Source organism: Cupriavidus sp. GW823-FHT07A04 (assembly GCF_058794615.1).
In genome coordinates this window covers 58,179-83,023 of the sequence record NZ_JBXAHA010000006.1, presented here as the reverse complement: position 1 = coordinate 83,023, position 24,845 = coordinate 58,179, and the positions used below count along the sequence as shown (strand labels likewise).

Here is a 24,845-nt window from a genome sequence, read left to right as displayed (position 1 = left end):
CGGCGCGGATTCATGGGCGGCCTGCTGGTGATGGCGCTCGGCGGCGCCGGGCCGGCCGCGGCATTTGGCCGCGTGGTGCTGGTGAGGTTGCAGCCTGGTGTGTATGTAGCCAGCGCGGCCAATGCCGAGGTAGCGCGGGCCAATGCCGCAGAGGTGGTGCCGACCCTGGTCCATGTGACCGGAGCCGGGGTGCTGGTGGTCGACCCGGGCCCGCATCTGGCCTGGGGGAACGGGCTGCTGGCGGCGATCCGGGCCGTGACGCCCGAGCCGGTGCGCTGGGTGGTCAATACCCATGCGCATCCCGAGAACGTGCTGGCCAACGCGGCGTTCGCACGCTTGCGGCCGCGCCCCGCGTTCCTGGCCTCTGCCGCCACCGCTGGCCTGATGCGGCAGCGCTGCGAGGCGTGCCTGGCCCGGCTGGCCGCGCAACTGGGGCCAGCGGCGATGCGTGGCACGCAGATCGTGTTGCCTGAACCCGGCTTGCGCCATGGCGAGCGCCTGCAGACCGGCGCCACCGCATGGGAGGTGCAGGTCCACGCGGGGGCGCATAGCGCTTCGGATACTGTGCTGTATGCGCCGCGGCGGCGGCTATTATGCGTGGGCAGCCTGGCCTACCGCGACCGCGTTCCGGAGATGCAGGAGGCTTCCCTGCAAGGCTGGCGGCGCGCGCTGCGCGCCGTGTCCGCGCTACCCGCCGATATCGTGGTGGGCACCGCGCCGGGCACGCCTGCGCAAACGCTGGCGCCCACGCTGGCTTACCTGGACGCGTTGGCCGGCGGTGTTGCCGCCGCACTGCAAGCAGGGGGCGATGCGGCGCGCGTGCTCAGCCCTGCCGCCGCCGAGCCGTACCGCCATTGGCGCTATTTCGCTTCGCGCCATCCCTTGAATGTGCAGCACGCCTGGCGCGAACTGGAAGACCTGTGGATGAACGGCGAGCCGCTGGCCTGAGCGCCAGCCGGCGCGCACGGCTGCCGTCTCAGCCATCCTGCTGCGGCAGCGCGTTGGCCTCGTCCAGCTTCCGGTAGACCGTATTGCGCGAGATGCCGAGCGCCTTGGCCGCCGCGGAAATATTGCCGTGGTGCGCCTTGACCGCGGCGGCGATGGTCAGCACCTCGACGTCGGACAGGCGGGTGGGCTGGGCGCGGGGCGCTGCCCCCGCGGCGCGCTCGCCGTCCGGTGCGGCGTCTGCCGCCACCGTGGCGTCGTGCGTGGGGTGGGTGGCCTGGCGCGCCAGCCGGTCTTCCAGGAAATCGTCGGGCAGGTGGTCCTCGGTGATCTCCGGCTCGCCTTCGGCCATCAGCCGCGCGGTGCGCAGCAGGTTGCCAAGCTGGCGGATATTACCCGGCCAGTGATAGCTGCGGAACATTGCCATGACCGCATCCTTGATGCGCGGTCCCCCGCTGGCCTGGCCCTCGCGCAACAGCTTGTTGGCCACCACATCGAGGTCGCTGCGCTCGCGCAATGCCGGCAGCCGCACCACGAGGCCGTTCAGGCGGTAGTAAAGGTCTTCCCGGAACAAGCCATTGGCGACCTGTTCCCGCATATTGCGATTGGTGGCGCAGATCACGGACACGTCGACGTGGATCACCTTGCTGCTGCCCAGCGGCGTGACCGCGCGCTCCTGCAGCGCTCGCAGCATGCGCGCCTGCAGGTGCAAGGGCATATCGCCGATTTCATCGAGGAAGAGGGTGCCGCCATTGGCCAGCAGCATCTTGCCGATGCCGCCCTTCTTGCGGGCGCCGGTGAAGGCGCCTTCCTCGTAGCCGAACAGTTCGGATTCGATCAGCGTCTCGGGTATCGAGGCGCAGTTGACCGCGATGAAGGGCCCGGCATGGCGCGGGCTGTCGGCGTGGATGGCGCGGGCCAGCAGTTCCTTGCCGGTGCCGGTTTCCCCCAACACCATGATGGGAATATCCTTGCCGATCACCTTGCGCAGCTTGGTGATGACACCTTGGATCTGGGCGTCGCCGGTGTCCAGGTCGTCCAGCCCGGGCTGGGTTGGCTGCGTGGCAGCACGGTGGGGCAGGGAGGTGGCTTCAGGCCTGCATTGGGCCTGCGCGCTGCCACGGTCGATGGCCACCGCCGGAACGGAAGCGGCGGGCGCTTTCCACTCGATGCGTGCGCTGACCTTGACGCCGCTTGGCAGCGGCAAGTGCACGACGCCTCCCTGGACCTTGCGCTCGGCGTCGAACAACTGCGACAGCGACAGGCCGAACAGCGAGGAGAAGGTGTGCGCGTGCAAGGCGCCGACCGACATCCCAAGCTGGAACTGCGCGCTGCGGTTGGCCGACAGGAAGCGTCCGCCCGGCGTAAAGGAGGCGATGCCCTCGACCAGGGTGCCGATAAACTCCGCGCGCGAGTGGAACCGGACACACACCATGTCCTGGAAGGCATTGGCGAACAGCTGGTTCTCGATCATTTGCGCCGACATCCGCACCAGCGCCATGGTGTGCTTGTGGAACCCGCGCTGGTCACCCGTCACGTCGAGCGCGCCGACCGTCTTGCCGTAGGCATCGAGGATGGGCATGCACGAGCACGTGAGGAAGCGGTTGGCCTCCAGGAAATGCTCCGCGCCGTGGACCAGCGTGGCCTTGTTCTCGGCCAGCGCGGTGCCGATGGCGTTGGTGCCCCGGCTTTCCTCGGACCACAGGGCGCCGGGCTGCAAGGCCACCTTGCTGGCCTTGGCCAGGAAATCGTCATCGCCCAGCGAGTGCAGGATCAGGCCGGCAGCGTCCGTCAGGATCACCATGCTCTGCGTGTTGACGATCTGGTCATAGAGTGTCTCCATGACCGGCAGCGCGTAGGTAAACAGCGACTGGCTGCGCTCTATCTGGGTTTTCAGCTCGTTCTGGAGCACCGGGCAGAAGTCCGGCGATTCATAGGGCCGCAAGCCATAGGATTCGGAGCGCTGGTGGGCCTGGGCGATCAGGCCGGGCCGGTCGCCCTCCGCCGGGTTGCCCGTTACCGCCGGCGAGACGCCGGGCACATGCGGGCCAGCGGCCGCTTGGAATGTCATTTTTTCTGTCTCCTGTGGAAGTCGCCCGCGATCTGTGCGCGGGTCGTTCCGGGTCCTGGCGTGATCGACATGGCCCGGAAGTGTTGCGTCATGAAGCAAAACGCTTGCCAGGGTGTTGCATTCCAGGGCACTGGTGTTGGCCTGCTGTGTCACACGCTAACCATTTGCCGGGGCCCGGCCCGGTTTTTGGCCCACTTTGCGCTTGGTATGGCTTTTGCGGAAGTCACCTTCAAAACGAGTTCAACAACTGGAACTGGAGGTGACACTGATGAAAACACCACGCCGCACACTTGCCCTGATTGCCATCTGCACGCTCCTGGCCGCAGCGCTACCCCAAGCCGCATCGGCTCATGGCGACGTCACGCCGCAAGCTGTGGACACCAAGACACTACCGCAACTCGGTGAAGAATGGCGTCCGGATAATCCATACAGGACCGGCGATGCGCAGCAGGAAGCACTGCGTATCGGCTCCTCGGCCTACAACCAGAACTGCGCGCGCTGCCATGGGCTGGAAGCGGTGTCCGGCGGCATCGCGCCGGATCTGCGCAAGCTCGATGGCGATTGCACGGCGCTGGCCAACGCGAAGAAGAAGCAGGAATGCATGGGCGAGGTCTCGCAATACTTCACCGCCACCGTGCGCAAGGGGCGTACGCGCGACGGCCGGGTCTACATGCCGCCGTTCGACGGGGTGCTGAGCCAGGAAGCCGTCTGGTCCATCAAGACTTACCTTGAATCGCGCCACGAGTAAGGGGAGGAGGGGGGCTGCCCGCGCTTGCCCGGATTCCCGTACCCCCGGATTCACAACCACAAAGATCAAAAAAACAGGAGACCTCCCATGCGCGCCAGCTCTTTCCGCGGCCTCGCTCCCTCCATGCCAGTCCCGGCTGGCCCCCGTCGCCTGGCCGGCGCACTGCTGGCGGTTGCCGCGCTCGCCTGCGCCCAGCCGTCGCTGGCCGATATGGCCAAGATCCGCCAGAGCGGGACCTTGAAGGTGGCCGTCTATAAGAGCCTGCCGCCATTCTCCACGGCAGCGGGCAACCCGTTGCCGGGCATCGACGTGGCGCTGGCGAAGGCCCTGAGCAAGCAGATGGGGCTGGCGGTGTCGCTGCTGCCGTTTGACGCTGACGAGAACATGTCCGACGACCTGCGCAACATGGTCTGGCGTGGCCATTACCTGGGCTATGGCCCGGCGGATGTGATGCTGCATGTGCCGGTGGACCGTGCGTTCATGCGCGCGAACGACAAGGCGCTGATCTTTGCGCCCTATCACCGCGAGATGTTCGTGCTGGTACACGACCGTGAGCGCGTCCCCGAGGTCCGCCAGCTAGGGGATCTGGCCGGGCAGCCTACCGGCGCGGAAGCGGGCTCCGCCGGTGCCAATGCCCTGTTGTCCGGAGCGCAGGGCGCGCTGCGCGACAAGGTGAAGATCTATGCCGGGCCAGACGAAACGCTGCGCGCGCTGTTTGCCGGCGAGATTGCTGCGGCAATGGTCACGCGCTCGCAATACGAAAGCGCGCTCAAGGCGGCCGGCCAGTCCGCCGCGCGTTTCGCCGCGGTGGACGTTGCCTCGCCGCTGCTGCCGGCGCGCGGCTGGGCCATTGGCATGGCGGTCAAGGCGCACGAGAGCGAACTCGCCGAGTCACTGCAGAACGCGCTGGACGCGATCCGCCGCAGCGGCGAGCTGCAGCAGATCTTCGCGCAGTACGGGGTGTCGCTGCAAACGCCGTGAGGTTCTCCAGCCGTAGTATCGGCATTGACCGCGATCTGCATGGTGGATCGCAGTTCGCTCACTCAACGGCCATCGACATCAACGCATGGGCTTCGCCCGTCGAGCGGGATCATCCAACTGATGGTGGCGCCAGTGCATTGGCAAGCGACTTCACTCGAGCTGAATCTCGCCGTCGAACTGGACCTTGACCTGCAAGGCGGCCAGTTCCAGCGTGACCACGACCGGGAAGCGTTCGGTTCCGGTGATGGTGCCGGCGGCGATCGCCTTGGACACCGCCAGCTCGATTTCCCGCTGCGAGCTCACGCCGACGACTTTGAGGAACTTGCGGATGCTGAGGTTGAAGGTTTCTTCGTTCATTGCGCTCTCCTGGCTGCTGCCACAAGGAAAGACTAGGCGCTGGGATGCATTTTTGCTGCCTGAAGTGGATCCGGCCTGCGTGGCCAACCAGGAGGCCACGTCAAAAATGGCGACTGCCTGGCGCAACGGCGGCTGGCAAAGCGGGTCTAGTGGTGCCGGCCGTACCTGTAGTGTTCCTGGCAAAATTGGCCGGCATTGGCCGGCACTGTCTCAAATTGAGACGGTGTGCCGCTCGTTTCGTGGGCGGGGAGCCGGCCTCGTGCTTGCGCGCTAGGTGAAAACCATGTTCCGCACCGTCATGCGCTTGAAAACGGGGGGTGCCTCACTTACAGTTCCTCTCCAGCGCGCGCCCCCCGCCGCGGCAGCAGCGGCAGTTAGCGCCATCAGAACAAGACCGTACGGAGACGACTGAATGAGGCATGCATCGATTGGCCCGGCAACAGACGTGCAGCTTGCGAGACGGAATTTTTTCGACGGGAAGCGCATTCCTCCCGGGACCGTATCCGACCTGATTGCCAGGAGCTGGCAACGCGCCTCTAACGCTGGCATGCGGCCCGAGGATCAGGCGCTGTTCAGCATCGCTGTCTCGCGCACGCAGCTGCAATGGATCGAGGATGAACATCGGGTGCTGATCGAGGCCTCCGGCGAGGACATTGAGATTCTGGCGCGCGCGTTTCCCGCGCAGCACTGGCTCGTGTTCTGCACCAACGCCGACGGCATGATCGTCAGCTCCAACGCGGGCGCCCGTGCCGGGATTGGCCCGGCTGCCGCGGCCGTGCTCCGGGGCGGCAAGCGCGTATGCGAGAGTTCGCTCGGCACCAACGCGCCGGCCTGCGTGCTGATCGAAGGCGGCGGGGCGGTGGAGATTCGGCGCGGCGAGCATTATCTCAATGAGCCTGTCGACGTGGTATGCGCGGCGGCGCCGATCTACGACTGCCACGACCAGCTGATCGGCGTGATCGACATCACCGGTTTCGGCGTGGACCTGCCCAGCTACGCGCTCAGCCTCGTGCAGTCGGCCGCCATGTCGATCGAGAACCGGCTGTACGCCAGGCTGCATGGCTGCCGCATCCTGCATCTGCATCATGACCATCGCATGCTGCACACGCCGGCCGAGGGCGTTGTCGCGATCTCGGGCGATGACGTGATTGTGGCCGCCAACCGTGCCGCGCGGCAGATGCTGAAACTGCGCGGCGCTGGCGGTGCCGGTACTGAGTTGCGCCAGGTCTTCGCCAGCGGTCTGCATGGCACGGTGGTATCCAGCCATGGATCGCTGAGCGCGCTCGGCGGCGAGCGCTTCTTTGTTTCGCTTGACCAGCCAACGGCGCCCAGGCGCGGGCGTCAGCAGCATGGCAGCGATGGCGCCAAGCCGGCCGACAACGGGTCATGCGTGATTGCCGATGCGGCGCTGTCCCGCACCGTCGAGAAGGCCGTGACCGTGATCCGCGAGCAGGTGCCGGTGATCGTGCTGGGCGAGACCGGTACCGGCAAGAGCATGCTGGCGCGCGCCCTGCACGAGGCCAGCCGGCCGGGCGAAGCCTTCGTCTCGCTCAACTGCTCGGCGATTCCCGAAAGCCTGGCCGAAGCCGAACTGTTCGGCTATGCCGACGGTGCATTTACTGGCAGCCGCAAGGGCGGCAGCGCGGGCAAGATAGAACAGGCAAATCATGGCACGCTCTTCCTCGATGAGATCGGCGATATGCCGCTGGCGCTGCAGACCCGGCTGCTGAGCGTGCTGCAGGAGCGCAGCCTGACCCGGATCGGCAGCAGCAAGCCGGTGCCGGTCGATATCTCCGTGATCTGCGCGACCCACCGCCATCTTCCCGACCTGGTGCGCGAGGGCACCTTCCGGGAGGACTTGTTCTACCGCCTGAATGGCATGTCGGTGCGCATGCCTGCCCTGCGCGAGCGCACGGACATGCCCGAGCTGGTGGCGTCCGTGCTGCAGTCGCTCGCGCGCGGGCGGTCCAAGTGGCTCGACGCCGATGCCATGGCCCTGGTCGTGTCGCACCACTGGCCCGGCAATGTACGCGAACTCCACCAGGTGCTGCGCGCAGCCATTGCATTGTCCGGCGATAGCGAAATCGTGCGGCGCGAGCATTTCGACGACTGCTGGGTGGCGGCGGCGGCCGGCACACCGGCGCTGGAGGCGCGGCCAGCCCTTGGCCACTCCACCGTCATGGCGGATGTGCAGAACGAGCTGATCCACAGGACCCTGGCTCAGCTCAGTGGCAATCGCTCGCAGGCTGCGCGCGCGCTGGGCATCTCGCGCGCCACCCTGTATCGCAAGCTGGCGCGCCACAACCCCGGCTGATCGCAGCCGGACTAGCATCCTCTCTCAGGGCCCCCGATGATCGCGTGCGCGGTTATCGGGGGCTTTTTCTTTTCCCTGCATGTCTCAGTTGTGTCGAGACACCGGCGCAGTTTGAGACAGCAATACGGCGCCGCTTGCACGCACACCTGGGCCCATCCGGCTTGGGGAACGGCCGCAACGCGCTGGATGGCGTGGATTCGGCGGCAGGCGAGCGCACACACGGTGTGCTGGGCACGGCCTTTGCAATTAGCAGTACGAGCGCATGAGCGCTGCCTGCACAGACAAAGGAGACAGACAATATGCCAAGCAATGCAGCACTGGTGATCGGTGGCAAGCTGGTCGAGGGCGGGGCCCTGCTGGACGTGATCAATCCCGCCACGGGCAAGGTGTTCAATACGGTATCCCGCGCGACCGAGCGCGATGCGCACGCGGCGGTGGCGGCGGCCAAGGCGGCCCAGCCGGCCTGGGCGGCGCTCGGCCTGCCAGCGCGCCGGGCCTTGCTGCTGCGCTTCGCTGACGAAATGGCGGCCAACGCGGAAGACCTTTCCGCGTCGCTGGTGCTGGAGCAGGGCAAGCCGCTGGCCGAGGCACGCCAGGAGCTGCAGTTCGCGCTGGCGTTCGTGCGCCATATCGCCGGCATGGAGCTGCCGGTATCGGTGGTGCAGGACGATGCGACCCATCGCATCGAAGTCCATCATAAGCCGCTGGGCGTGGTCGCCGCCATTGCCGCGTGGAATTTCCCGGTGCTGATCGCCGCCTACAAGATCGCGCCCGCGCTGCTGATGGGCAATACCGTGGTGCTCAAGCCCGCGCCGACCACGCCGCTGGCTTCGCTGCAGCTCGGCGCCATCGCCAACGGCATCTTCCCAGCAGGCGTGCTCAACGTGATCACCGATCTCAACGATCTGGGCGGCCTGCTGACGTCGCATCCCGACGTGGCCAAGGTCTCGTTTACCGGCTCCACCGCGACGGGCAAGAAAGTGATGGAAAGCGCCGGGCCCCGCCTCAAGCGCATCACGCTGGAGCTTGGCGGCAACGACGGTGCGATCGTGCTCGACGACGCCGACGTGGCGCAAATCGCGCCCAGGATCTTCGGCAGCGCCTTCTACAACTGCGGGCAGGTATGCCTGGCGCTCAAGCGCCTGTACGTGCATGCCTCCATCCATGACGCGCTTTGCGATGCGCTGGCCGAACTGGCCAGGCAGGCCGTGGTTGGCAACGGCGCCGAGCCCGGCGTGACCCTCGGGCCGTTGCAGAACGCCATGCAGTTCGACAAGGCCGGCCGCTTCCTGGCCGCGGCCCGGCGCGACGGCAAGGTGCTGGCCGGTGGCGCCGCGCTCAAGGGCGATGGCTACTTTATCGCGCCCACCATCGTGCGCGACCTGCCCGACACCAATGCGCTGGTTGCCGAGGAACAGTTCGCGCCGATCCTGCCGGTGCTCAGGTACGAAGACCTGGACGATGCCGTGGCGCGCGTAAACGGCTCGCCCTACGGCCTGGGTGGCTCGGTCTGGTCGTCCGACCAGGCGCGTGCCTATGCCGTGGCGCAGCGGCTCGACGTGGGCACTGCGTGGGTCAACCATCACCTGCATTTCGGCCCGCACATCCCCCTGGTGGGCGCCAAGGAGTCCGGCGTGGGCGTGGAGTTCGCCGCCGAGGGCCTGGCCGAATATGCGCAACTGAGCGTGATCAATATCGCGCGCCAGCAGGCAGCCTGAGCGCCTGCGGCATCCTGCCCGTCAGACCCGGCACGGCCCTCTGGCTGTGCCGCGGCATGGGCACACAACAAAAAATGGAGGAGACATGCAACAACAAGGACCGGCCATGCGCCGGAGGACGCGTTCGGCCCTGCGCCATGGCAGCGTCATCGCGGCCCTGCTGCTGGCGGCAGCGCCCGCGCACGCCATCGACGTGGACGCCGGCGACTATACCGCGCTGCCGGCGGGCACCAACCTGGGCATGCTTTACTACCAGCACGCGGAGCGTGACAAGGTCTACGCCAGCGGCAGGCAGGTGGCCGGCGGCAACCTGAACTCGGATATCGGCATCGCGCGCTATGTGCATTTCATGGACATCGCCGGTTTTACCGTCGACCCGCAGATCCTGCTGCCGTTCGGCAACCTGCGCGGGCGCGACCAGCTGAGCGGGCTCGGCAGCAGTGGCGGCATGGGCGATCCGATCCTGGCCGCGACCGTATGGCTGGTCAACCAGCCGCAGCAGAAGCGGTACTTCGGCATGACGCCGTTCCTCTACGTGCCGGTTGGCAGCTACGACAAGGAACGGGCACTCAACCTTGGCGAGAACCGCTGGAAGTTTGCCTTGCAGGCGGGCTACATCACGCCCCTGGTCGGCAAGTTCACCCTCGACCTGATCGCCGACGTGACCTTCTATGGCGACAACAACAAGTTTGGCGCGGCCTCGGCCACCCTGAAGCAAGCCCCGCTGTTCCAGGGCCAGGGCTGGCTGCGCTACAACGTCACCGACACCTTCGACATCCGCGGCGGGCTGTCCTACACGGCCGGCGGCGAAAGCAAGGTGAACGGCGTCTCCCGCAACGACAACACCAATAGTTCCAAGTTTTCACTGGGGATGGCGTGGTTCCCGACGCCGACCGTACAGGTGCTGGGCACCTATGGGCAGGACATCTCGGTGCGCAACGGGCCGATGGAAGGCAGCCGTTTCAATCTTCGCGTGCTCAAAGTATTTTGACCGGACCTGACAAGGAAAGCAGACCATGATGAGAAGAAGCAGGAGCAGGAGCAGGAGCAAGAGCAAGCAGGACAGGGCAGCCGCGCTGTGGCTGGGAACGTTCGCGGCGGTTGCGCTGGCATCACCGGCGGGCGCGGCGCTCGGCGCCGACGCCGCGCCCGCCAGGGCACTCACTGTGCAAAAGGTGCGTGCCATCACCGCAGGTATCGACGGCGCGGCGATCCGCGCCAATGAGCGCGGCACCGCCAACTGGCCTTCCTACGGGCTGGACTACGCGGAAACGCGTTTCAGCCAGCTCGACCAGGTCAACACCGGCAACGCCGCGCAGCTGGGCCTGGCCTGGTCCTATGACCTGGAATCGACGCGCGGGGTCGAGGCCACGCCGCTGGTGGTCGATGGCGTGATGTATGTGACGGCGCCGTGGAGCGTCGTCCATGCCATCGACGCGCGCACCGGCAAGCGGCTCTGGACCTACGATCCCAAGGTGCCGCGCAATCTCGGCTACAAGGGTTGCTGCGACGTGGTGAACCGCGGCGTGGCGGTCTACAAGGGCAAGGTCTTCGTCGGTGCCTTCGACGGCCGGCTGGTGGCCATCGACGCCGCGACCGGCAAGAAGGCGTGGGAGCAGGACACCGTGGTGGATCACAAGTTCTCCTACACCATCACGGGCGCGCCGCGCGTGTACAAGGGCAAGGTCATCATCGGCAACGGTGGGGCGGAGTACGGCGCGCGCGGCTACATCACCGCCTACGACGCCGAGACCGGTGCGCAGCGGTGGCGCTGGTTCACGGTGCCGGGAGACCCCGCCAAGCCGTTCGAGAACGAGGCCATGGCCCGCGCGGCCGGCACCTGGGACCCGAGCGGCAAATACTGGCTCAATGGCGGCGGCGGCACCGTGTGGAACACCATGGCCTTCGACCCCGAGCTGAACCTGATGTATATCGGCACCGGCAACGGTGCGCCCTGGAGCCGCAAGCTGCGCAGCCCCGGCGGCGGCGACAATCTCTACCTGGCCTCGGTGGTGGCGCTCAATCCCGATACCGGCGAATACGTCTGGCACTACCAGGAAACGCCGGGCGACAATTCCGACTACACCTCGACGCAGGACATCATCCTGGCCGACCTCAAGATCGACGGCCAGCCGCGCAAGGTGATCCTGCACGCGCCAAAGAACGGCTTCTTCTTCGTGATCGACCGCACCAACGGCAAGTTCATCTCGGCGAAGAACTTCGTCGACGTGAACTGGGCCACGGGCTACGACAAGGATGGGCGGCCGGTCGAGAGTCCGCTTGCCAATACCAGCCTCAAGCCGGTCGACGTGGTGCCTGGCCCGTTCGGCGCGCACAACTGGCATGCCATGTCGTTCAACCCGCGCACCGGCCTGGCCTATATTCCGGCGCAGCACGTGCCCCTGACCCTGGCGGACGACAAGGCGTGGGCGCGCAACCAGAAGGACTCTCAGGAAGCGCACAGCGGGGTAGGATGGAATCTCGGCATGCTGGTCAATGCCGAGCCACCGACGAGCAAGCCGTTTGGCAGGCTGATCGCATGGGACCCGATCGCGCAGAAGGCGGTCTGGCACCAGGACTATGCGGGGCCGTGGAACGGCGGCACGCTGACCACGGCCGGCAACCTGGTGTTCCAGGGCACCGCGGACGGCCGCTTCATCGCCTATAACGCGGCTAATGGCGAAAAGCTATGGGAGGCGCCGGTCGGTACGGGGGTCGTGGCCCCGCCGGTCACCTACCTGGTCGACGGCAAGCAGTACGTGTCGATTGCGGTAGGGTGGGGTGGCGTGTTCGGCCTGAGCGCACGCGCCACCGACCGCAAGGCACCCGGCACGGTCTACACGTTTGCCGTGGGCGGCAAGGCCAAGGCCGCCGAAGCGGCAGCATATCCGATGGCCGAGTTGTTGTCCGGCGTCAAGTACAACCCCGCCCATGTGCAGGAAGGGCAGAAGCTGTACGTCAACAACTGCGTGTTCTGTCATGGCGTGCCGGGGGTGGACAAGGGCGGCAATATCCCCAATCTGGCTTACGTCGGGTCCGGCCTGATCGAGAACCTGGGCAAGATCGTGTTCAACGGTCCCTTCGTGCAGCAGGGCATGCCGGATTTCACCGGCAAGCTGACCGCGCAGGACGTGGAGAAGATTCAGGCTTTCATCCAGGGTACGGCAGACGCAGTACGGCCAAAGAAGCCCTGAGCTGAATCGGGGCGCGAAAGCACCAGGGAAGGCCGCCAGCCGCAAGGCCGTCGGCTGCCTCTGGGCGCTGGCCAACGTGCCGTCACAGCGGCTCAACCAGCCGCCTGTTGCTGTTGCGGCAGTATTCCGCGCAGGCTGCGCGTGCCGAGGTGGCTGCGCCGTGCACGAATAGCGGCGCGTCGGCACGCCGCGACATCGACACCACGATGGACGGAGGCGCGGGCTGCAGCGGCAACTCCACGACTTCGCCGCTCTCGATCAGCTTGTCGACGAACAGGCGCGGAATCGCGGCCACGCCGAAACCATCGCGCACGAGCTGCACGATCACGGCAATCGACGGCGACCCGGTAATGCGGGTTTCCGAAAGCGGCACACCGTGGGCTCCCGCGAGTTTGGACACGATGTCCTCCAGCGCGCGATGCGGCGCGGTCCCCCGGCCGAACGTCAGGATGGGATGTTGCAGCACCTGCCTGGCAAGCGAGCCGCGCGTGTGCGACAGCAAGCCTGCGCGCGCCACCCAGTGCACGGGATAGTTGGCGAGCGCATTGCACACCACGTTGCTTTCGTCACTGCCTTCGACGCGAATGATGAGATCGAGCTCGTCGGCAATCAGCCTGCGCTGGAGCACCACGCTCACGTCGGCGGTCAGTTCGACTTCCAGCTGTGGGTAGTCCGCGGCGAGCCGTCGCATGTAGTTCGGCAGCCAGCTGTGCACCACGGTCTCGATCACGCCCAGGCGCAGGCGCCCGCGGATCTTGCTGTCGCCAGAGGCGGCGGCCTGCAGCCGCCGTGCGGCCTCTACCACTCCCTTTGCGTACCCGAGCAGGTACTCGCCATTGGGTGTCAATCGAAATTCGCGGCTCTCCCGGTCGACCAGCGCGGTTTGCAGCTCATCTTCCAGTGCCTTTATCCGTTGGGAAATGGCAGCTGGCGTCGCATGCAGCGCGGCTGCCGTTGCACGAAAGCTGTGCAATTTGGCTAGCGTGACGAAGGTTTCGAGGAATCGCGTATTCATCCGGCTGTGGAGTGAATCGGTGCAGAAGGCGCCAAATTGCTTGGGATATCCCGACAGTTGGCGTTAATCCCGGTTTGGCACCAGCTCGGTGCGGGTAGGGGGAAACCCGTAAGGTTGTTAAGAAATTCTATACATAGGTGCCAACAAAAAGTCGTTGGCGATAAAAAATTTTACTCTCTATCGTTCAAGGCAACCACGACGATGTCATAACGCCATGAGAACGCAGATGCCCGAAGACCTGATGCCTTTCGACTTTCGCCGGACCGTGCGCAGCGGGCAGTTCCGTGGCCCCACCGCAGGCTATTGCGGCGACTACGCCCAGGCCAACCTGGCCATCCTGCCGTCGGCGTACGCTAGCGATTTCCTGCGCTTCTGCCAGGCCAATCCGAAGCCGTGTCCGTTGCTGGGCGTCGGTGAACCGGGACAATGGCATGTGCCGGTACTCGGGCGCGAGGTGGATATCCGCAACGATGTGCCGGCTTACAACATCTATCGCGACGGGCGGTTGGCCGAAGAGAGCGAATCGCTGGCCGACCTGTGGCAGAGCGACTTCGTGGTGTTCGCCATCGGCTGCTCGTTCTCGTTCGAGCACATGCTGGCGCAGGAAGGCATCCCCTTGCGGCATGTCGAGCAAGGCCGCAACGTGCCGATGTACCGCACCAGGATCGCGAACCGGCGCGCGGGCGTTTTCGGTGGCGAGCTGGTGGTGTCGATGCGGCCCATGCGCGGTGCCGAGGCGATTCGCGCCGTGCAGATCACCAGCCGTTTCCCTGCCGTCCATGGAGCGCCAATCCACATCGGCGACCCGCACGAGTTGGGGATCGAAGACCTGGCCAAGCCGGAGTTCGGCGATCCCGTCACGATCAAGCCGGGAGAGCTGCCGGTCTACTGGGCCTGCGGCGTCACACCCCAGACCGCGATCATGGCCGCGAGGTTGCCGCTGGCGATCGCGCACAAGCCCGGCCACATGTTGGTGACCGATATCAAGAACGCCTCGCTTGCCGTGTTCTAGTCCACCGGCGGCCAACGAAAGATCCGCGCGAGTCCGAGGGCTGCGTTCATCCATCGATGGGCGATGGGCAATGGGCCGGCCCCGGTAGCCGCGCGAAAGACCGTTCAACCCACGCGCCCAGGAGCGTTTCATGGACAACAAGACCCCCGCGGCGGCGCCCCCCCCCAATCCCGCAATGGTTTCCTCCGTTGCACCAACGGCGTCTGTCGACGCCGGCGGCAACCTGTTCTCCTGGTACGGCGATGCATCGTCTCGCCAGAAGCGCGCCTTCTGGAGCTGCAAGGTCGGCTATATGCTCGACGGCATGGATACGCAGATGCTCTCCTTCGTCATTCCGACGCTGGTCGCCACCTGGGGTATCAGCCTGGCCGACGCCGGCTTCATCGGTACGCTCACCTTGCTGGCTTCGGCACTGGGCGGCTGGGCCGCCGGCATCCTGTCGGACCGCATCGGCCGGGTGCGGACGCTGCAATTGACGGTGGTGTGGTTCGCGGTCTTTACCGGCCTGTGCGGGCTGGCGCAGAACTACGAGCAACTGCTGGCCGCGCGCGCACTGATGGGCTTCGGCTTCGGCGGCGAATGGACCGCCGGCGCCGTGCTGATCGGGGAGGTGATCCGCGCCAAGGATCGCGGCAAGGCCGTCGGCCTGGTGCAATCGGGCTGGGCGATTGGCTGGGGTCTGACGGCCATCCTGTACTCCGTGCTGTTCTCGGTCTTGCCGGCCGAACTGGCGTGGCGCGCGCTGTTCCTCATCGGCCTGCTTCCGGCGCTGCTGGTGGTGGTCATCCGCCGCTACGTGAAGGAGCCGGACGTCTACGAAAAAGAGAAGGCGGCGCAAGGCAAGGCGAGCGATCGTCCCCGTTTCACGGAGATCTTCAGCCCGAAGCTGCTGTCGACGACGGTGCGCGCGGCGCTGCTGGCGACCGGCGCACAAGGCGGGTACTACGCGATCACGACCTGGCTGCCGACGTACCTGAAGACCGAGCGTCACCTGACGGTGATGGGGACGGGGGGATACCTGGCCATGATCATCTTCGGCTCGTGGATCGGCTACCTCGTCAGTTCCTATCTGACCGACAGGCTTGGCCGCAAGCCGAACTTCATTCTCTTCGCGGTGGGTTCGATGACGGTTGCCTTTGGCTACACGATGCTGCCGTTGAGCAACGGCGCCATGTTCTGGCTGGGCTTCCCGCTCGGGTTCTTCGCTTCGGGCATTTTCAGCGGCATGGGCGCGTTCCTGACCGAACTGTTCCCGACGCGGGTGCGTGGCTCCGGCCAGGGCTTTTGCTACAACTTCGGCCGGGCTGTCGGCGCACTCTTTCCCTTCCTGATCGGCGCGCTGTCCAAGCAATATGGACTCGGCGCCAGCATCGGCATCTTCGCCGCGGCGGCCTATGGCGTGCTCATCATTGCCGCGCTGACGCTGCCGGAAACCCGTGGCCGCGAGCTCGAAGCTGCTGGCATGTAAGTCCCCGGCTACTGCCGCTCTGGCGCTCTTGAGCTGGTGTGAGGTGTCGCCGTGGATGAAGCGGGTCTCCCGCGGCGACACGACCGTCGTGTACGTCCCTCCGGTTTGCACCAGGGCCGCTTTGGCAACGGTTGCACTTACGCGCGCAGAGTGTAAACATGCGCGGGCGCCCGGCGCGCGCCTCAATCTCCTTCGGTGCCACTTTCCAGAGCCGGGCCAGCGCCGCCCGGCCGTTGAACACATAACCCGCACCTGCGGAGAACGTCAGGTCATAGGCCGGTGGCAGGCTCCATGTTGCGCCCCACTATAACGGCGCCAACGGTCTGACCGCGCATGAGGACATGGGCGCTCGCGGGAACGCCTTGTACCGGACGGGCGCGCCGCGGCGAGCGCGGCTTCCCTTGCGTCACCAAACTATCGTTCCTTGGGCTTGTAGGCGCGCTTGCGGACTTCGCCTCGCGCAGACAGCGCTTCGCTTGGTGGCAAGGTATCCGGGAAGGCTGCGTCCAGGCTGCCGATCATGCTCAGCGCTCGCATCACCTTTACCAGTGTGGATACGCGCACATCCCGTCCGGCCTCCAGGTCGCCCAGAGCGGTCCGGCCGACCCCGGCGCGTTTCGCCAGGTCCTCGATCGTGACGTTGCGTTCTATGCGCTTGGAGCGCAGGCGGGCACCGATTTCAGCAGCGATTTCATCGCCTGTCGATGTGCTTCGAATAGCAGGCATAACGTATGCTTTTGTGTCATTGCGCCCGGAAAGGCGATCATATCGTATGGTCCGGCATCCAGGGGGCATGTCAAGATACACGTCGATAAGCTTGCTATAGCAGTCGTAATATGCCTATCAGGGCTTGGTTGATCTGTTGCGCCCCCCGGCCTAGGCTTGCATGCCCTCGTTGACCATCTGCATGCGCGGCGCCAGCGTCAGGCTGCATTTCTGAATGCTGACAACTGCTTCGACAAGTGATTATCATGCTTCTTGCTGCACAGCGACGCAACGGGATAAAGACGTGTCATCGAAATTCCGGCGAGGAGGTCCCGAATGACAAATGCAGACTCCGGACGGTTTCAGATCCTGGCGCTGTCAGGCGGAGGCTTCCGAGGCCTTTATACGGCCAAATTGCTAGCTGACTTCGAAGAAGAGATTGGCGCGCCAATCGCCACTCGGTTCGATCTTGTCACGGGCACATCGATCGGTGGCATCCTGGCATTGGCCATTGCGATGGAAATCCCTGCGCAGCGCATTGTCGAACTTCTCGCCAGTCATGGGGGATTGATCTTCAAGCGGCGCTGGTCTCTGGCGGGAATCTGGCGCGCACCATTTTCTTCCGCACCTTTGCAGTCGCTGCTTCGTGACAAGATGATATTTGGTGATCAAGTCCTCGGAGCATGCAGGCATCCGGTCATCATACCGGTGATCAATTACTCGACAGGCAGGCCGCAGATCTTCAAGACGCCGCATCATCCGGATTTCAAGCGAGATCATAAATGCCGGCTGGTAGATGTCGCCATGGCGACTAGCGCGGCGCCCGCATACTTTCCACGATATACGTTCAACAACAATCAATATGTTGACGGCGGTCTGTACGCCAATGCGCCGGGCATGCTCGCGGTCCACGAAGCGCAGTCGTCCATGGGGCAACCGACAGACCGCATTCACGTGATGGCGGTCGGTACCATGTCATCGAAATTCACCGTCAACCCACGTCGAAACCGAGAGGGTGGGACATATGACTGGGGAGGCGTTAATCCGGCAAACATGCCGAAGAGAGTGTTTGGCCTGTCGATATCGGTACAGGAGGCACTGAGTGACTTCATGCTTTCGCATCTGCTCTCAAAGCGCTATTTCCTTGTCGATGACGATCTCACCGACCAGCGCGCACGGGCCGTCGCCCTTGATCGGGCCGACAGCGCGGCGAAGGAGGTATTGCTTGGCGCCGCGACGGAACGCTCCAAGATCTGCATCGGAGACGAAGACTGCCGATCCTTCCTAACTCACACAGCCCGCTCGGCAATGTTCTACTACGGCGAACATACCAATCAGAAGAGCTAGGCCGGCAAAGCGCATGCGCCGCGCAAGCAGGTCGCGGTGGCGCAGGAGCGGGCCAGCGCAATGTGGAAGAATGGAAGCATCCAATGATCCAATATTCTCAACCACGAACGGGTCCATATGAAACTCACGATCACCCTTGAGTTCACCCTAGCCGCGCAAGCCGCGGCAAGAGACATCGACTTGGATCTGACTCCCCACACCGGCGCGATAACACCCGTGATCGGCGACCTGATTCAGTTCCCAGGACAGCCAATCATCTTTGTGGTCATCGGTCGCGTTTGGCAGCCGCGCAATCCGGACAACGTCGAGCTTCGTATCATGCTCGATCTGGCGCCTTCGCCGCTGTCTGTCGTCTGAGGGCATTCTGAGTCGCGCAAGGCGTTTGCGCGATGGTCATGCGATTGCTTGATGGAGAGATCCATCGCAACGCCGCTCATGCTCGCCATTTAGAGGCCATTTCAAAAAGATTCTGGCTTGCCATGGACATGCTGTCGACGCGCGAGGAATCACACTTGCTGAAATGAACCAGGACGCGACAAGCGTCATGCCGCGACATGTTCCTGTGTGCCTCGCCAGGTCGCGCCGAACAGCACCAGCAACAGGATGCTGATCAACGCAAAAGGTGCGTGCGGCAGCAGGTCATAGAGCACCGTGCCGAGTAGCGGCGCTACCACCATGCTTAAGCCTTGCGCAGCGGACATGGCTCCGGCGCAAGCGCCTTGCTCGGAAGCGCAGACAGCATTGCTAGCCAGCGCGGCAACTGCCGGGAGCGCGGCGCCCATGCCCAGAGCGGCCACGGAATAGCTCAGGCACACGGCCATCGGCTGCGTTGGTCCGACCAGCAAGACGGATGCAAAGCCCGCCGCACCTGCCAATGCACCCCATCGCAGCCATTGCTGGGGCGCGACATGCGGCAGCCTGCCAACAATCGCTTGCATCAGGATCAAGGCCAGCCCCGCGCAGCCCAGGGCATAGCCTGCAACGGCGGCCGCTTGGTGGGCCGGGACGTCCAGGCGGTCGATAACGAAAAAGCCCAGCGAGCTGTTGGCCATCATGATGACGCTGAACAGCGTAAAGGAACTCAGCCACGGCAGGCGGATGCGCATGTCGGTGATCTTCAGGCGTTGCGGAGCGCGCAGAGCTTGTGGTTTGTGCGTGTCTTGCAGGCGCCCCAACCATGGCAGTCCGGCGAGCGGGAGCAGCGCAAAGACGAGCAGCGCAACGGATAGGTTGTATTGACCAATCCAACCCGCCAAGGGCGGAGCGAATACCATGCCAATGGCGCCAGCTGCGCCAAATCGTGCTATGGCGGCAGCCCGTGACTCGGCTGCGGTGTGGTCGGCGATCCAGGCGGTGGCCGCTACGGGCAGGCCGGCAAAGAAGCCACCCATCGCCGCGCGCGTGAGCAGTAGCGCCGCAATATTCAAGCCCATGGCAGGAACGTGATGCGTACCACCTTGCAGTGCCCACCAGACGTAACACGCCAACAGTACGTAGGAGACGGTGAAGCCGACGATCGCCATGCGAAGCACTGGCACACGGCCCCGTGCATCCACGGCTCGGCCCCAGAGGCGGGCGGTTACGATCCAAACCAGACCGACCATGCCGATGATGGCGCCGACATGCCAGGCCTGCAGATGCATCAGGCGGGCCATCGGGCCCGCCACGGCGATAAAGGCGTAGCTGCCGCCCATGGTCGTGAGATTGGTGATCAATAGCGGCATCAACTCTGCGACGGGCAGAGTGGCTGCGGACGTTGTCTGGGTAGATTTGGTGGACATGGCGGTCCTGAAGGGAGAGGTACTGGTGGGGGAGCGATAACAAGCGAAGTCAGTCACTACGTTTTGATTGAGTGACTGGGGCGCTGACGAGATTCGGCTGGAGTCACACGCCCAACGTGGCGCCGCCGTCCACGCACAAACTGTGCAGCGTGACGTGCCGAGATGCGTTCGATAGCAGGAACAGCACGGCTGACGCGATGTCTTCGGGATCTGCAATGCGGCCCAGCGGGATGCCCGTGCGATATGCGGGCAACGAACCCGCAATGACGCCTTCCTTGCTGTTCCTATCCGTCCATAGTTGGCGCTGCATCCGGGTGTCGGTCGAGCCGGGCGCGACGATGTTGCAGCGAATGCCGTGCTCGGCGAGCTCCAGGCCAAGACATCTGGTGAACTGATGCGCAGCCGCCTTGGATGCCGCATAGGCTGCCATCTGCATGCGTGGCACGAACGCCGCGTTCGAGCCAACCGTGACGATGCTGCCCGCTCGGCGCGGCATCATCCGTTGCGCCACTGCACGCGACAAGTGGAACACGCCGTGCATGTTGACGGCAAAGCTGCGGTGCCAGTCTTCGTCGCGCAGGACGTCGACGCTCGCGACGGGCAAAATGCCCGCCACGTTGGCCAGCATGCCGATCGGGCCGATCTGCGCGTCGATGCGATCCACCGCAGCGCGCACGGCGGCGCCATCGGCGATATCTAGCCTAACAGGATGAATCCGATACCCGGCTGCGGCACCGTCGGCCGCTAGTTGTTCCAGCACTTCCGCCTGGATGTCGAGCGCGGCGACGGTCACGCCGCGCGCGCAGAGCGCGCGAACCACGGCCGCGCCTATGCCTTGGGCCGCGCCGCTTACCACGGCAACGGATTCCGGGAAATCGGAGATGGTGCTATCCATGCGATAAAACTCCTGTAGAACGAGGGGATGCGGCAGCTGTCGCCGGCCGGCCCGGCTATGCCAGGCGCGCAGCCAGCGTTGCGCCGATGGCGGCCATGGGCGCTGGGTCGGACATGCCGTCGTGCGAGCAGTCGAGCACGACGCATTGCAAGCGGCCTGGCCGCAGATGCGGCCGCCAGCTGTCGGGGCCAGGTAAGTGGCCGGGACTAAGGGAGGCCCGGAAGAGCAGAAAATCACCGTCATACGATGGCGTCTGGCTCGCGCGGAACAACTGCATCTGGCGCAGCGTCTGCCGCGCGAACGCGTCGAGCCCGGACCGGCCCAGCGCGGCGAACGGGCTATTCGTGCGCAACAGCCGCTGACGCAGCGTTTCGTCCGCCAGTCCTCCCGTATCGAAATCGCCGTTGACGGTGAGCAGTATCTGCAACGCGTCGCGCAGGATAGGCTGCGGGTGCCCCGCCCAGGCCGAGGCGGGATAGCTGTCCATTAGCGCCAGCAAGCCAATCGCGTGGCCCTGCCGCGCTAGCCTGGCGGCGACGGCATGGGCCAGCGCGCCGCCCAGAGACCATCCCAGCAGGTGGTATGGCCCGTCAGACTGCAACGCACGCACACGCTGCATGTAGCCCTCGACCAACGCGTCGAAGTCTTGCGCCTCCAGCGTTTGCGCCATCGACATCTGCAGGCCATGCACCGTCATATCGGGCAGGTGGCGCGCCAAACGCAGATAACTCCAGGCGAGCCCGTCGGCCGGATGCAGGCAGAAGAGCGCCGGGGCGGCGGACGAGCCGGTCTGGATGGGAAGCAACGGCGCAAAGGCATCGTGCAAGGCCTGTGGCCGGTAAGCCTGCGGCGCCGCCAGCGCGTCGGCAAGCGCCTGCACCGTCCCGTGGCGAAACAGCATGGACACCGGCACGTCCCGGCGCAGCTCCAGCGCGAGCTGGCTGGCCGTCTGCATCGCCTGCAACGACTTGCCGCCCAGATCGAAGAAATTCGATGCTGTTGTCAACGGCACGTCGCCCAGCACCTGACGCCAGATCCGCATCACCTGCCGCTCGAGCGCACCCGCGCCGTCCGCATCGAGATCCGTGTCCGCGATCCGGCCTGCGGCGTGGGCCAACAGGGCCTTGCGATCCGTCTTGCCGTTGGGGTTGCGCGGCAATTGCTCGAGCACATGCCAGGCGTCCGGAACCGCGGGCGCTGGCAATGACTGGGCCAGCATCGCCCGCAGCGCCTGCACGTCGCCCGTGCCCGCCACGAACGCTGCCAGCGTGCATATGCCAGGCCCGCGCTGCACTGGCACCACGGCCGCTTCGCGCACAGCGGGTGCGCCGAGCAGCAGGTTTTCTATTTCCAGCGGATCGATGCGCAGTCCGCTGATCTTGACCTGATGATCCATGCGTCCCAGAAAGCGCAGTTGCCCGCCTTGCAGTTGCGCCAGATCGCCGGTGCGATAGGCGCGCTGGCCGCAATCGGGCAAGCGGACAAAGCGCGCTGCCGTGAGTTGTGGGTCGTGCAGATAATGCAGCGCCAGCGCGTCGCCGCTCAACACGAGTTCGCCCGGCACGCCTGCCGCCACGGGATACAGGCGATCGTCCACGATGCGCGCTTCGACGCCGGGACGAGGCAAGCCGATAGGCACGGCATCGCCGGGCTCCCATGCGGCTTGCGGACCGCACAGCCGCGCGGTGGTCGCGATGATGGTGGTTTCGGTCGGGCCGTAGGTGTTCAGCAGCACCTGTCCGGGCAGCAGGTCTCGCCAGCGCGCTACCCGCTCGGGCAGGGCGGCTTCGCCGCCAATGATGGTCAGGCGCAGGCGATCCAGCTTACGTGCCGTGTCTGGATCCAGGGCATGCGCCAGCACATGCCAGTACGCGGTGGGCAGATCGAGTACGGTGATGCCGAGGCGTTTCACCGACGCGGCGAACACCGTCACCGAATCGAGCATCGCATCGTCGCGCATGACTAGCGTAGCGCCGTGGCAAAGCGTGATGAGGATCTCTTCAAGACTGGTGTCGAAATGCAGCGGAGCGAACTGCAACACCCGGTCCGCCGGCTCGATGCCGTACACCGCACGGGTGCTGGCCACAAAATGCGCGAGCGCCCCGCGCCCGACCAGCACGCCATTGGGCTCGCCGGTGGAGCCCGACGTGTATAGCAGATACGCCGGATGTTGCGGTTGCGGCGAACAGCAACGCGCGGGGCCGTCGATCACGACGCCGGCCTGATCCAGATCCAGCACGGGCAGCGATCCGGCCAGCCCTTGCCACGGCATACGCGTCAGCACCAAGTCGGGCGCCGCGTTGGCCAGGATGCTCGCCGTGCGCTGCGCGGGCCCCTCGGGATCCAGCGGCACGAATACCGCGCCCACCCACAGGACAGCCAGCATCGCGACGATAGCGGCCGGCGAGCGCGGTGCCAGTACCGCGATCCGGCAGTGCTCGCTCATGCCGCGCTGCGCTAACGCGGCAGCCAACGCCTCGACCTGTTTCAGGAGGCTTTGGTAGTCCAGGCGAGCGCCGTTCGATTCGATGGCGATCTGGTTGGGGTAGCGCGCCGCCATTCGTTGCAGCAACGCGATCACGTCGAGTGCCGGCTTGGCCAGCGGCTCGCCCCGGCAGATCGACAGCGACGGCATATCGCCCAGCAACGGCGCCAGGGGCGCATCGGGCGCGTGGCTGGCCAGCGCAAAGAGCCACTCGGACAGACTGCCGGCCAGCGCCGTCAGCCGCGTCACGTCATAGGCGTTGGGATTGGCTTCCAGTGTCACGTGCCATGCGCCGTTGCGCACGGCCAGCGTCACGTTCAAGTCCTTGACGGGCCCCCCGCTCACGGGGCGCGTTTCGCTGGACAGATGAGCGAAGGCTACCTGCCGATCGAACGGCATCAGGTTGACGGCCTGGTTGAACAGGAACTTGTTGCTCTCCAGCAGTCCCAGGTCGCCGCGTATCCATCCGTAGCGATAGTACAGATGGGGTTTGATCGCGCGCAGCCTGCCGACAGTTTCGGCCACCAGCGCCTGCAGCGACGCCTCGGCGCGCACATGCGCGCTCAGCGGCACGATATTCATCGCCATGCACGGCACACTCAGCGCTGGCGTGCCTAGCCGGTTCAGTACCGGCAGGCCGAACGTCAGGTGCCGCTGGCCTGCCTGCTTGCCGAGCCACATGCCGATGGCCGTGAGTATCCATGCGGCCCAATCGGCCCGAGCGGCTTCGGCGGCGGCGCGCAAGACCTTGACGTGCGCCGGATCCAGCAACAACGTATGGCGGATCGCCGTGTTGCCGAAGTCTTGCTCTGGTGCCAATCGTGCGGCAGAGGGCACCTCACGCAGGTGTTCACGCCAAAATGCCCGGTCGATGTCGAACTTGCCTGTTTGCCTGTAATGCGCTTGCGCGGCCACGACGTTGTCCAGCTTCCAATCGGGCAACGGCGGCAGGGGCGCGCGCGTTACGCGGGCGTTGTAGCGGGCAGCCACGGCCTGCTGGATCAGGCTGTAGCCGAAACCGTCGAGTGCGATGTGGTGTACCTGCAAATACCACCAATGGCATTGCGCCGAGAGCCTGAACAGCGCCGTGCGATACAAGGCGTCCGACGTCACGTCGCAACAGATGGACAGGGAGGTCTGCATCCAGTCCTGTGCAGCCCGCACCGGATCGGCCTGCGCGCCGAAATCCACCAGCGGCACTTGCGTGCAGGCCGGCTGGCGGCGTTGCCACAGGATGTCGTCATCCCACTCGAAACGCATGTGCAGCGCATCGCAGTGGTCAAGCACCTCTTGCACGCTGGCCATGAACGCAGCCATGTCCAGGGTGCCGCCGAGTTCGATCGTTTCCGCCGTTAGATAGCCAGGATCGTGGGTATCGACTTGTTGTGCTACCCAGATGCCGTATTGCGCGGAGGTAGTGTGCATGCGTTGACTTGTTTGCAGCATGAGGTGGCGTCCCACGGGAGAAATGCATAGACGGCGAAGAGAGCGGGCAGGGGATCAAGCACGCTGCCAGTCGATCACGAGTTGCTTGTTGCGTGCCATGAGCGCCAGATGTTCGTCCATGACGTCCTGAATCTTCTCCAGCTTTTCCGCTGACTCGGCTTCGCAACGCATGCTCAGTACGTCATCCGTGCGCGTTATATGGCATCTGCCATACGGAAAATCGATGGCGGCGGCCTTCTCGTCAAACTTGACTCTCACCTTGATGGCGTAGTGCTTGCACATCTTGAACAGGATTCTGTCGGCTTGCGCCAAGGCGATTGCGGCGGTACTGACAAGCATGGCGTTCTCGTTCGCTCGTGAGAT

19 protein-coding genes are annotated in these 24,845 nt (G+C 65.1%); 11 read left to right on the top strand and 8 right to left on the bottom strand.

The features are described from left to right. Positions 1-12 precede the first annotated feature (12 nt). The gene (locus tag AC1Q7Q_RS12080; protein ID WP_492372498.1) at positions 13-948 is read left to right on the top strand and encodes an MBL fold metallo-hydrolase; all 936 of its coding nucleotides are present in this window, start codon (positions 13-15) and stop codon (positions 946-948) included. Between the two features lie 28 nt (positions 949-976). On the opposite strand, the gene AC1Q7Q_RS12075 is transcribed toward AC1Q7Q_RS12080, so the two are convergent. After that, positions 977-3,016: a sigma-54-dependent Fis family transcriptional regulator gene (locus AC1Q7Q_RS12075; RefSeq protein WP_492372499.1), complete on the bottom strand. Its 2,040-nt coding sequence runs from the start codon at positions 3,014-3,016 to the stop codon at positions 977-979. A gap of 268 nt (positions 3,017-3,284) precedes the next feature. Between AC1Q7Q_RS12075 and pedF the strand changes: the two genes are divergently transcribed. Both pedF and AC1Q7Q_RS12065 read left to right on the top strand, forming a co-directional pair. Further along, the gene (pedF, locus tag AC1Q7Q_RS12070; protein WP_492372500.1) at positions 3,285-3,764 is read left to right on the top strand and encodes a cytochrome c-550 PedF; all 480 of its coding nucleotides are present in this window, start codon (positions 3,285-3,287) and stop codon (positions 3,762-3,764) included. Between the two features lie 87 nt (positions 3,765-3,851). Then, entirely contained in the window at positions 3,852-4,745 is an 894-nt protein-coding gene (locus tag AC1Q7Q_RS12065; protein ID WP_492372501.1) for a substrate-binding periplasmic protein, read from the top strand. Positions 4,746-4,895: 150 nt separating this feature from the next. Here AC1Q7Q_RS12065 and AC1Q7Q_RS12060 read toward each other — a convergent pair whose 3' ends face one another. Continuing rightward, the gene (locus AC1Q7Q_RS12060) at positions 4,896-5,102 is read right to left on the bottom strand and encodes a DUF6494 family protein (RefSeq protein WP_416048726.1); all 207 of its coding nucleotides are present in this window, start codon (positions 5,100-5,102) and stop codon (positions 4,896-4,898) included. Between the two features lie 412 nt (positions 5,103-5,514). On the opposite strand from AC1Q7Q_RS12060, the gene AC1Q7Q_RS12055 reads away from it, so the two are divergent. From AC1Q7Q_RS12055 to AC1Q7Q_RS12040, 4 genes are all read left to right on the top strand, one after another. Continuing rightward, positions 5,515-7,416: a sigma-54-dependent Fis family transcriptional regulator gene (locus AC1Q7Q_RS12055; RefSeq protein WP_492372502.1), complete on the top strand. Its 1,902-nt coding sequence runs from the start codon at positions 5,515-5,517 to the stop codon at positions 7,414-7,416. A 299-nt stretch (positions 7,417-7,715) separates the two neighbouring features. After that, positions 7,716-9,134 (top strand): aldehyde dehydrogenase family protein, encoded by a 1,419-nt coding sequence (locus AC1Q7Q_RS12050; RefSeq protein ID WP_492372503.1) that lies wholly within the window; start codon positions 7,716-7,718, stop codon positions 9,132-9,134. Positions 9,135-9,219: 85 nt separating this feature from the next. Then, positions 9,220-10,125 carry a transporter gene (locus AC1Q7Q_RS12045; protein ID WP_492372504.1) on the top strand — a complete coding sequence of 302 codons (906 nt, stop codon included), beginning with the start codon at positions 9,220-9,222 and terminating at the stop codon, positions 10,123-10,125. 28 nt (positions 10,126-10,153) lie between these two features. Beyond that, positions 10,154-12,328 (top strand): PQQ-dependent dehydrogenase, methanol/ethanol family, encoded by a 2,175-nt coding sequence (locus tag AC1Q7Q_RS12040; RefSeq protein WP_492387170.1) that lies wholly within the window; start codon positions 10,154-10,156, stop codon positions 12,326-12,328. An 82-nt stretch (positions 12,329-12,410) separates the two neighbouring features. Here the strand turns inward: AC1Q7Q_RS12040 and AC1Q7Q_RS12035 are convergent, their stop codons facing one another. Then, positions 12,411-13,343 (bottom strand): LysR family transcriptional regulator, encoded by a 933-nt coding sequence (locus AC1Q7Q_RS12035; RefSeq protein WP_492372505.1) that lies wholly within the window; start codon positions 13,341-13,343, stop codon positions 12,411-12,413. A gap of 238 nt (positions 13,344-13,581) precedes the next feature. Here AC1Q7Q_RS12035 and AC1Q7Q_RS12030 point away from each other — a divergent pair, with 238 nt between their 5' ends. Together AC1Q7Q_RS12030 and AC1Q7Q_RS12025 are read left to right on the top strand one after the other, a co-directional pair. Next, a complete protein-coding gene (locus AC1Q7Q_RS12030; protein WP_492372532.1) occupies positions 13,582-14,355 on the top strand; it encodes a putative hydro-lyase in 774 nt (257 codons plus the stop codon). Between the two features lie 175 nt (positions 14,356-14,530). Continuing rightward, positions 14,531-15,823: an MFS transporter gene (locus AC1Q7Q_RS12025; protein ID WP_492372533.1), complete on the top strand. Its 1,293-nt coding sequence runs from the start codon at positions 14,531-14,533 to the stop codon at positions 15,821-15,823. A 414-nt stretch (positions 15,824-16,237) separates the two neighbouring features. Here AC1Q7Q_RS12025 and AC1Q7Q_RS12020 read toward each other — a convergent pair whose 3' ends face one another. Then, positions 16,238-16,549 carry a helix-turn-helix domain-containing protein gene (locus AC1Q7Q_RS12020; RefSeq protein WP_492372506.1) on the bottom strand — a complete coding sequence of 104 codons (312 nt, stop codon included), beginning with the start codon at positions 16,547-16,549 and terminating at the stop codon, positions 16,238-16,240. 315 nt (positions 16,550-16,864) lie between these two features. Here AC1Q7Q_RS12020 and AC1Q7Q_RS12015 point away from each other — a divergent pair, with 315 nt between their 5' ends. Both AC1Q7Q_RS12015 and AC1Q7Q_RS12010 read left to right on the top strand, forming a co-directional pair. Next, entirely contained in the window at positions 16,865-17,875 is a 1,011-nt protein-coding gene (locus AC1Q7Q_RS12015; protein WP_492372507.1) for a CBASS cGAMP-activated phospholipase, read from the top strand. A gap of 117 nt (positions 17,876-17,992) precedes the next feature. Next, positions 17,993-18,232, top strand: coding sequence for a hypothetical protein (locus tag AC1Q7Q_RS12010; RefSeq protein WP_492372508.1), 240 nt, complete (start codon positions 17,993-17,995; stop codon positions 18,230-18,232). A gap of 185 nt (positions 18,233-18,417) precedes the next feature. On the opposite strand, the gene AC1Q7Q_RS12005 is transcribed toward AC1Q7Q_RS12010, so the two are convergent. The 4 genes from AC1Q7Q_RS12005 to AC1Q7Q_RS11990 form a co-directional block, all read right to left on the bottom strand. Then, positions 18,418-19,713, bottom strand: a complete 1,296-nt coding sequence (locus tag AC1Q7Q_RS12005) for an MFS transporter (RefSeq protein WP_492372509.1) — start codon at positions 19,711-19,713, stop codon at positions 18,418-18,420. A gap of 46 nt (positions 19,714-19,759) precedes the next feature. Continuing rightward, positions 19,760-20,551, bottom strand: coding sequence for a 2,3-dihydro-2,3-dihydroxybenzoate dehydrogenase (locus AC1Q7Q_RS12000; protein WP_492372510.1), 792 nt, complete (start codon positions 20,549-20,551; stop codon positions 19,760-19,762). Between the two features lie 55 nt (positions 20,552-20,606). Continuing rightward, positions 20,607-24,461 (bottom strand): amino acid adenylation domain-containing protein, encoded by a 3,855-nt coding sequence (locus AC1Q7Q_RS11995; protein ID WP_492372511.1) that lies wholly within the window; start codon positions 24,459-24,461, stop codon positions 20,607-20,609. Positions 24,462-24,536: 75 nt separating this feature from the next. After that, positions 24,537-24,821 (bottom strand): DUF2218 domain-containing protein, encoded by a 285-nt coding sequence (locus AC1Q7Q_RS11990; RefSeq protein ID WP_492372512.1) that lies wholly within the window; start codon positions 24,819-24,821, stop codon positions 24,537-24,539. Between the last annotated feature and the right edge of the window lie 24 nt (positions 24,822-24,845).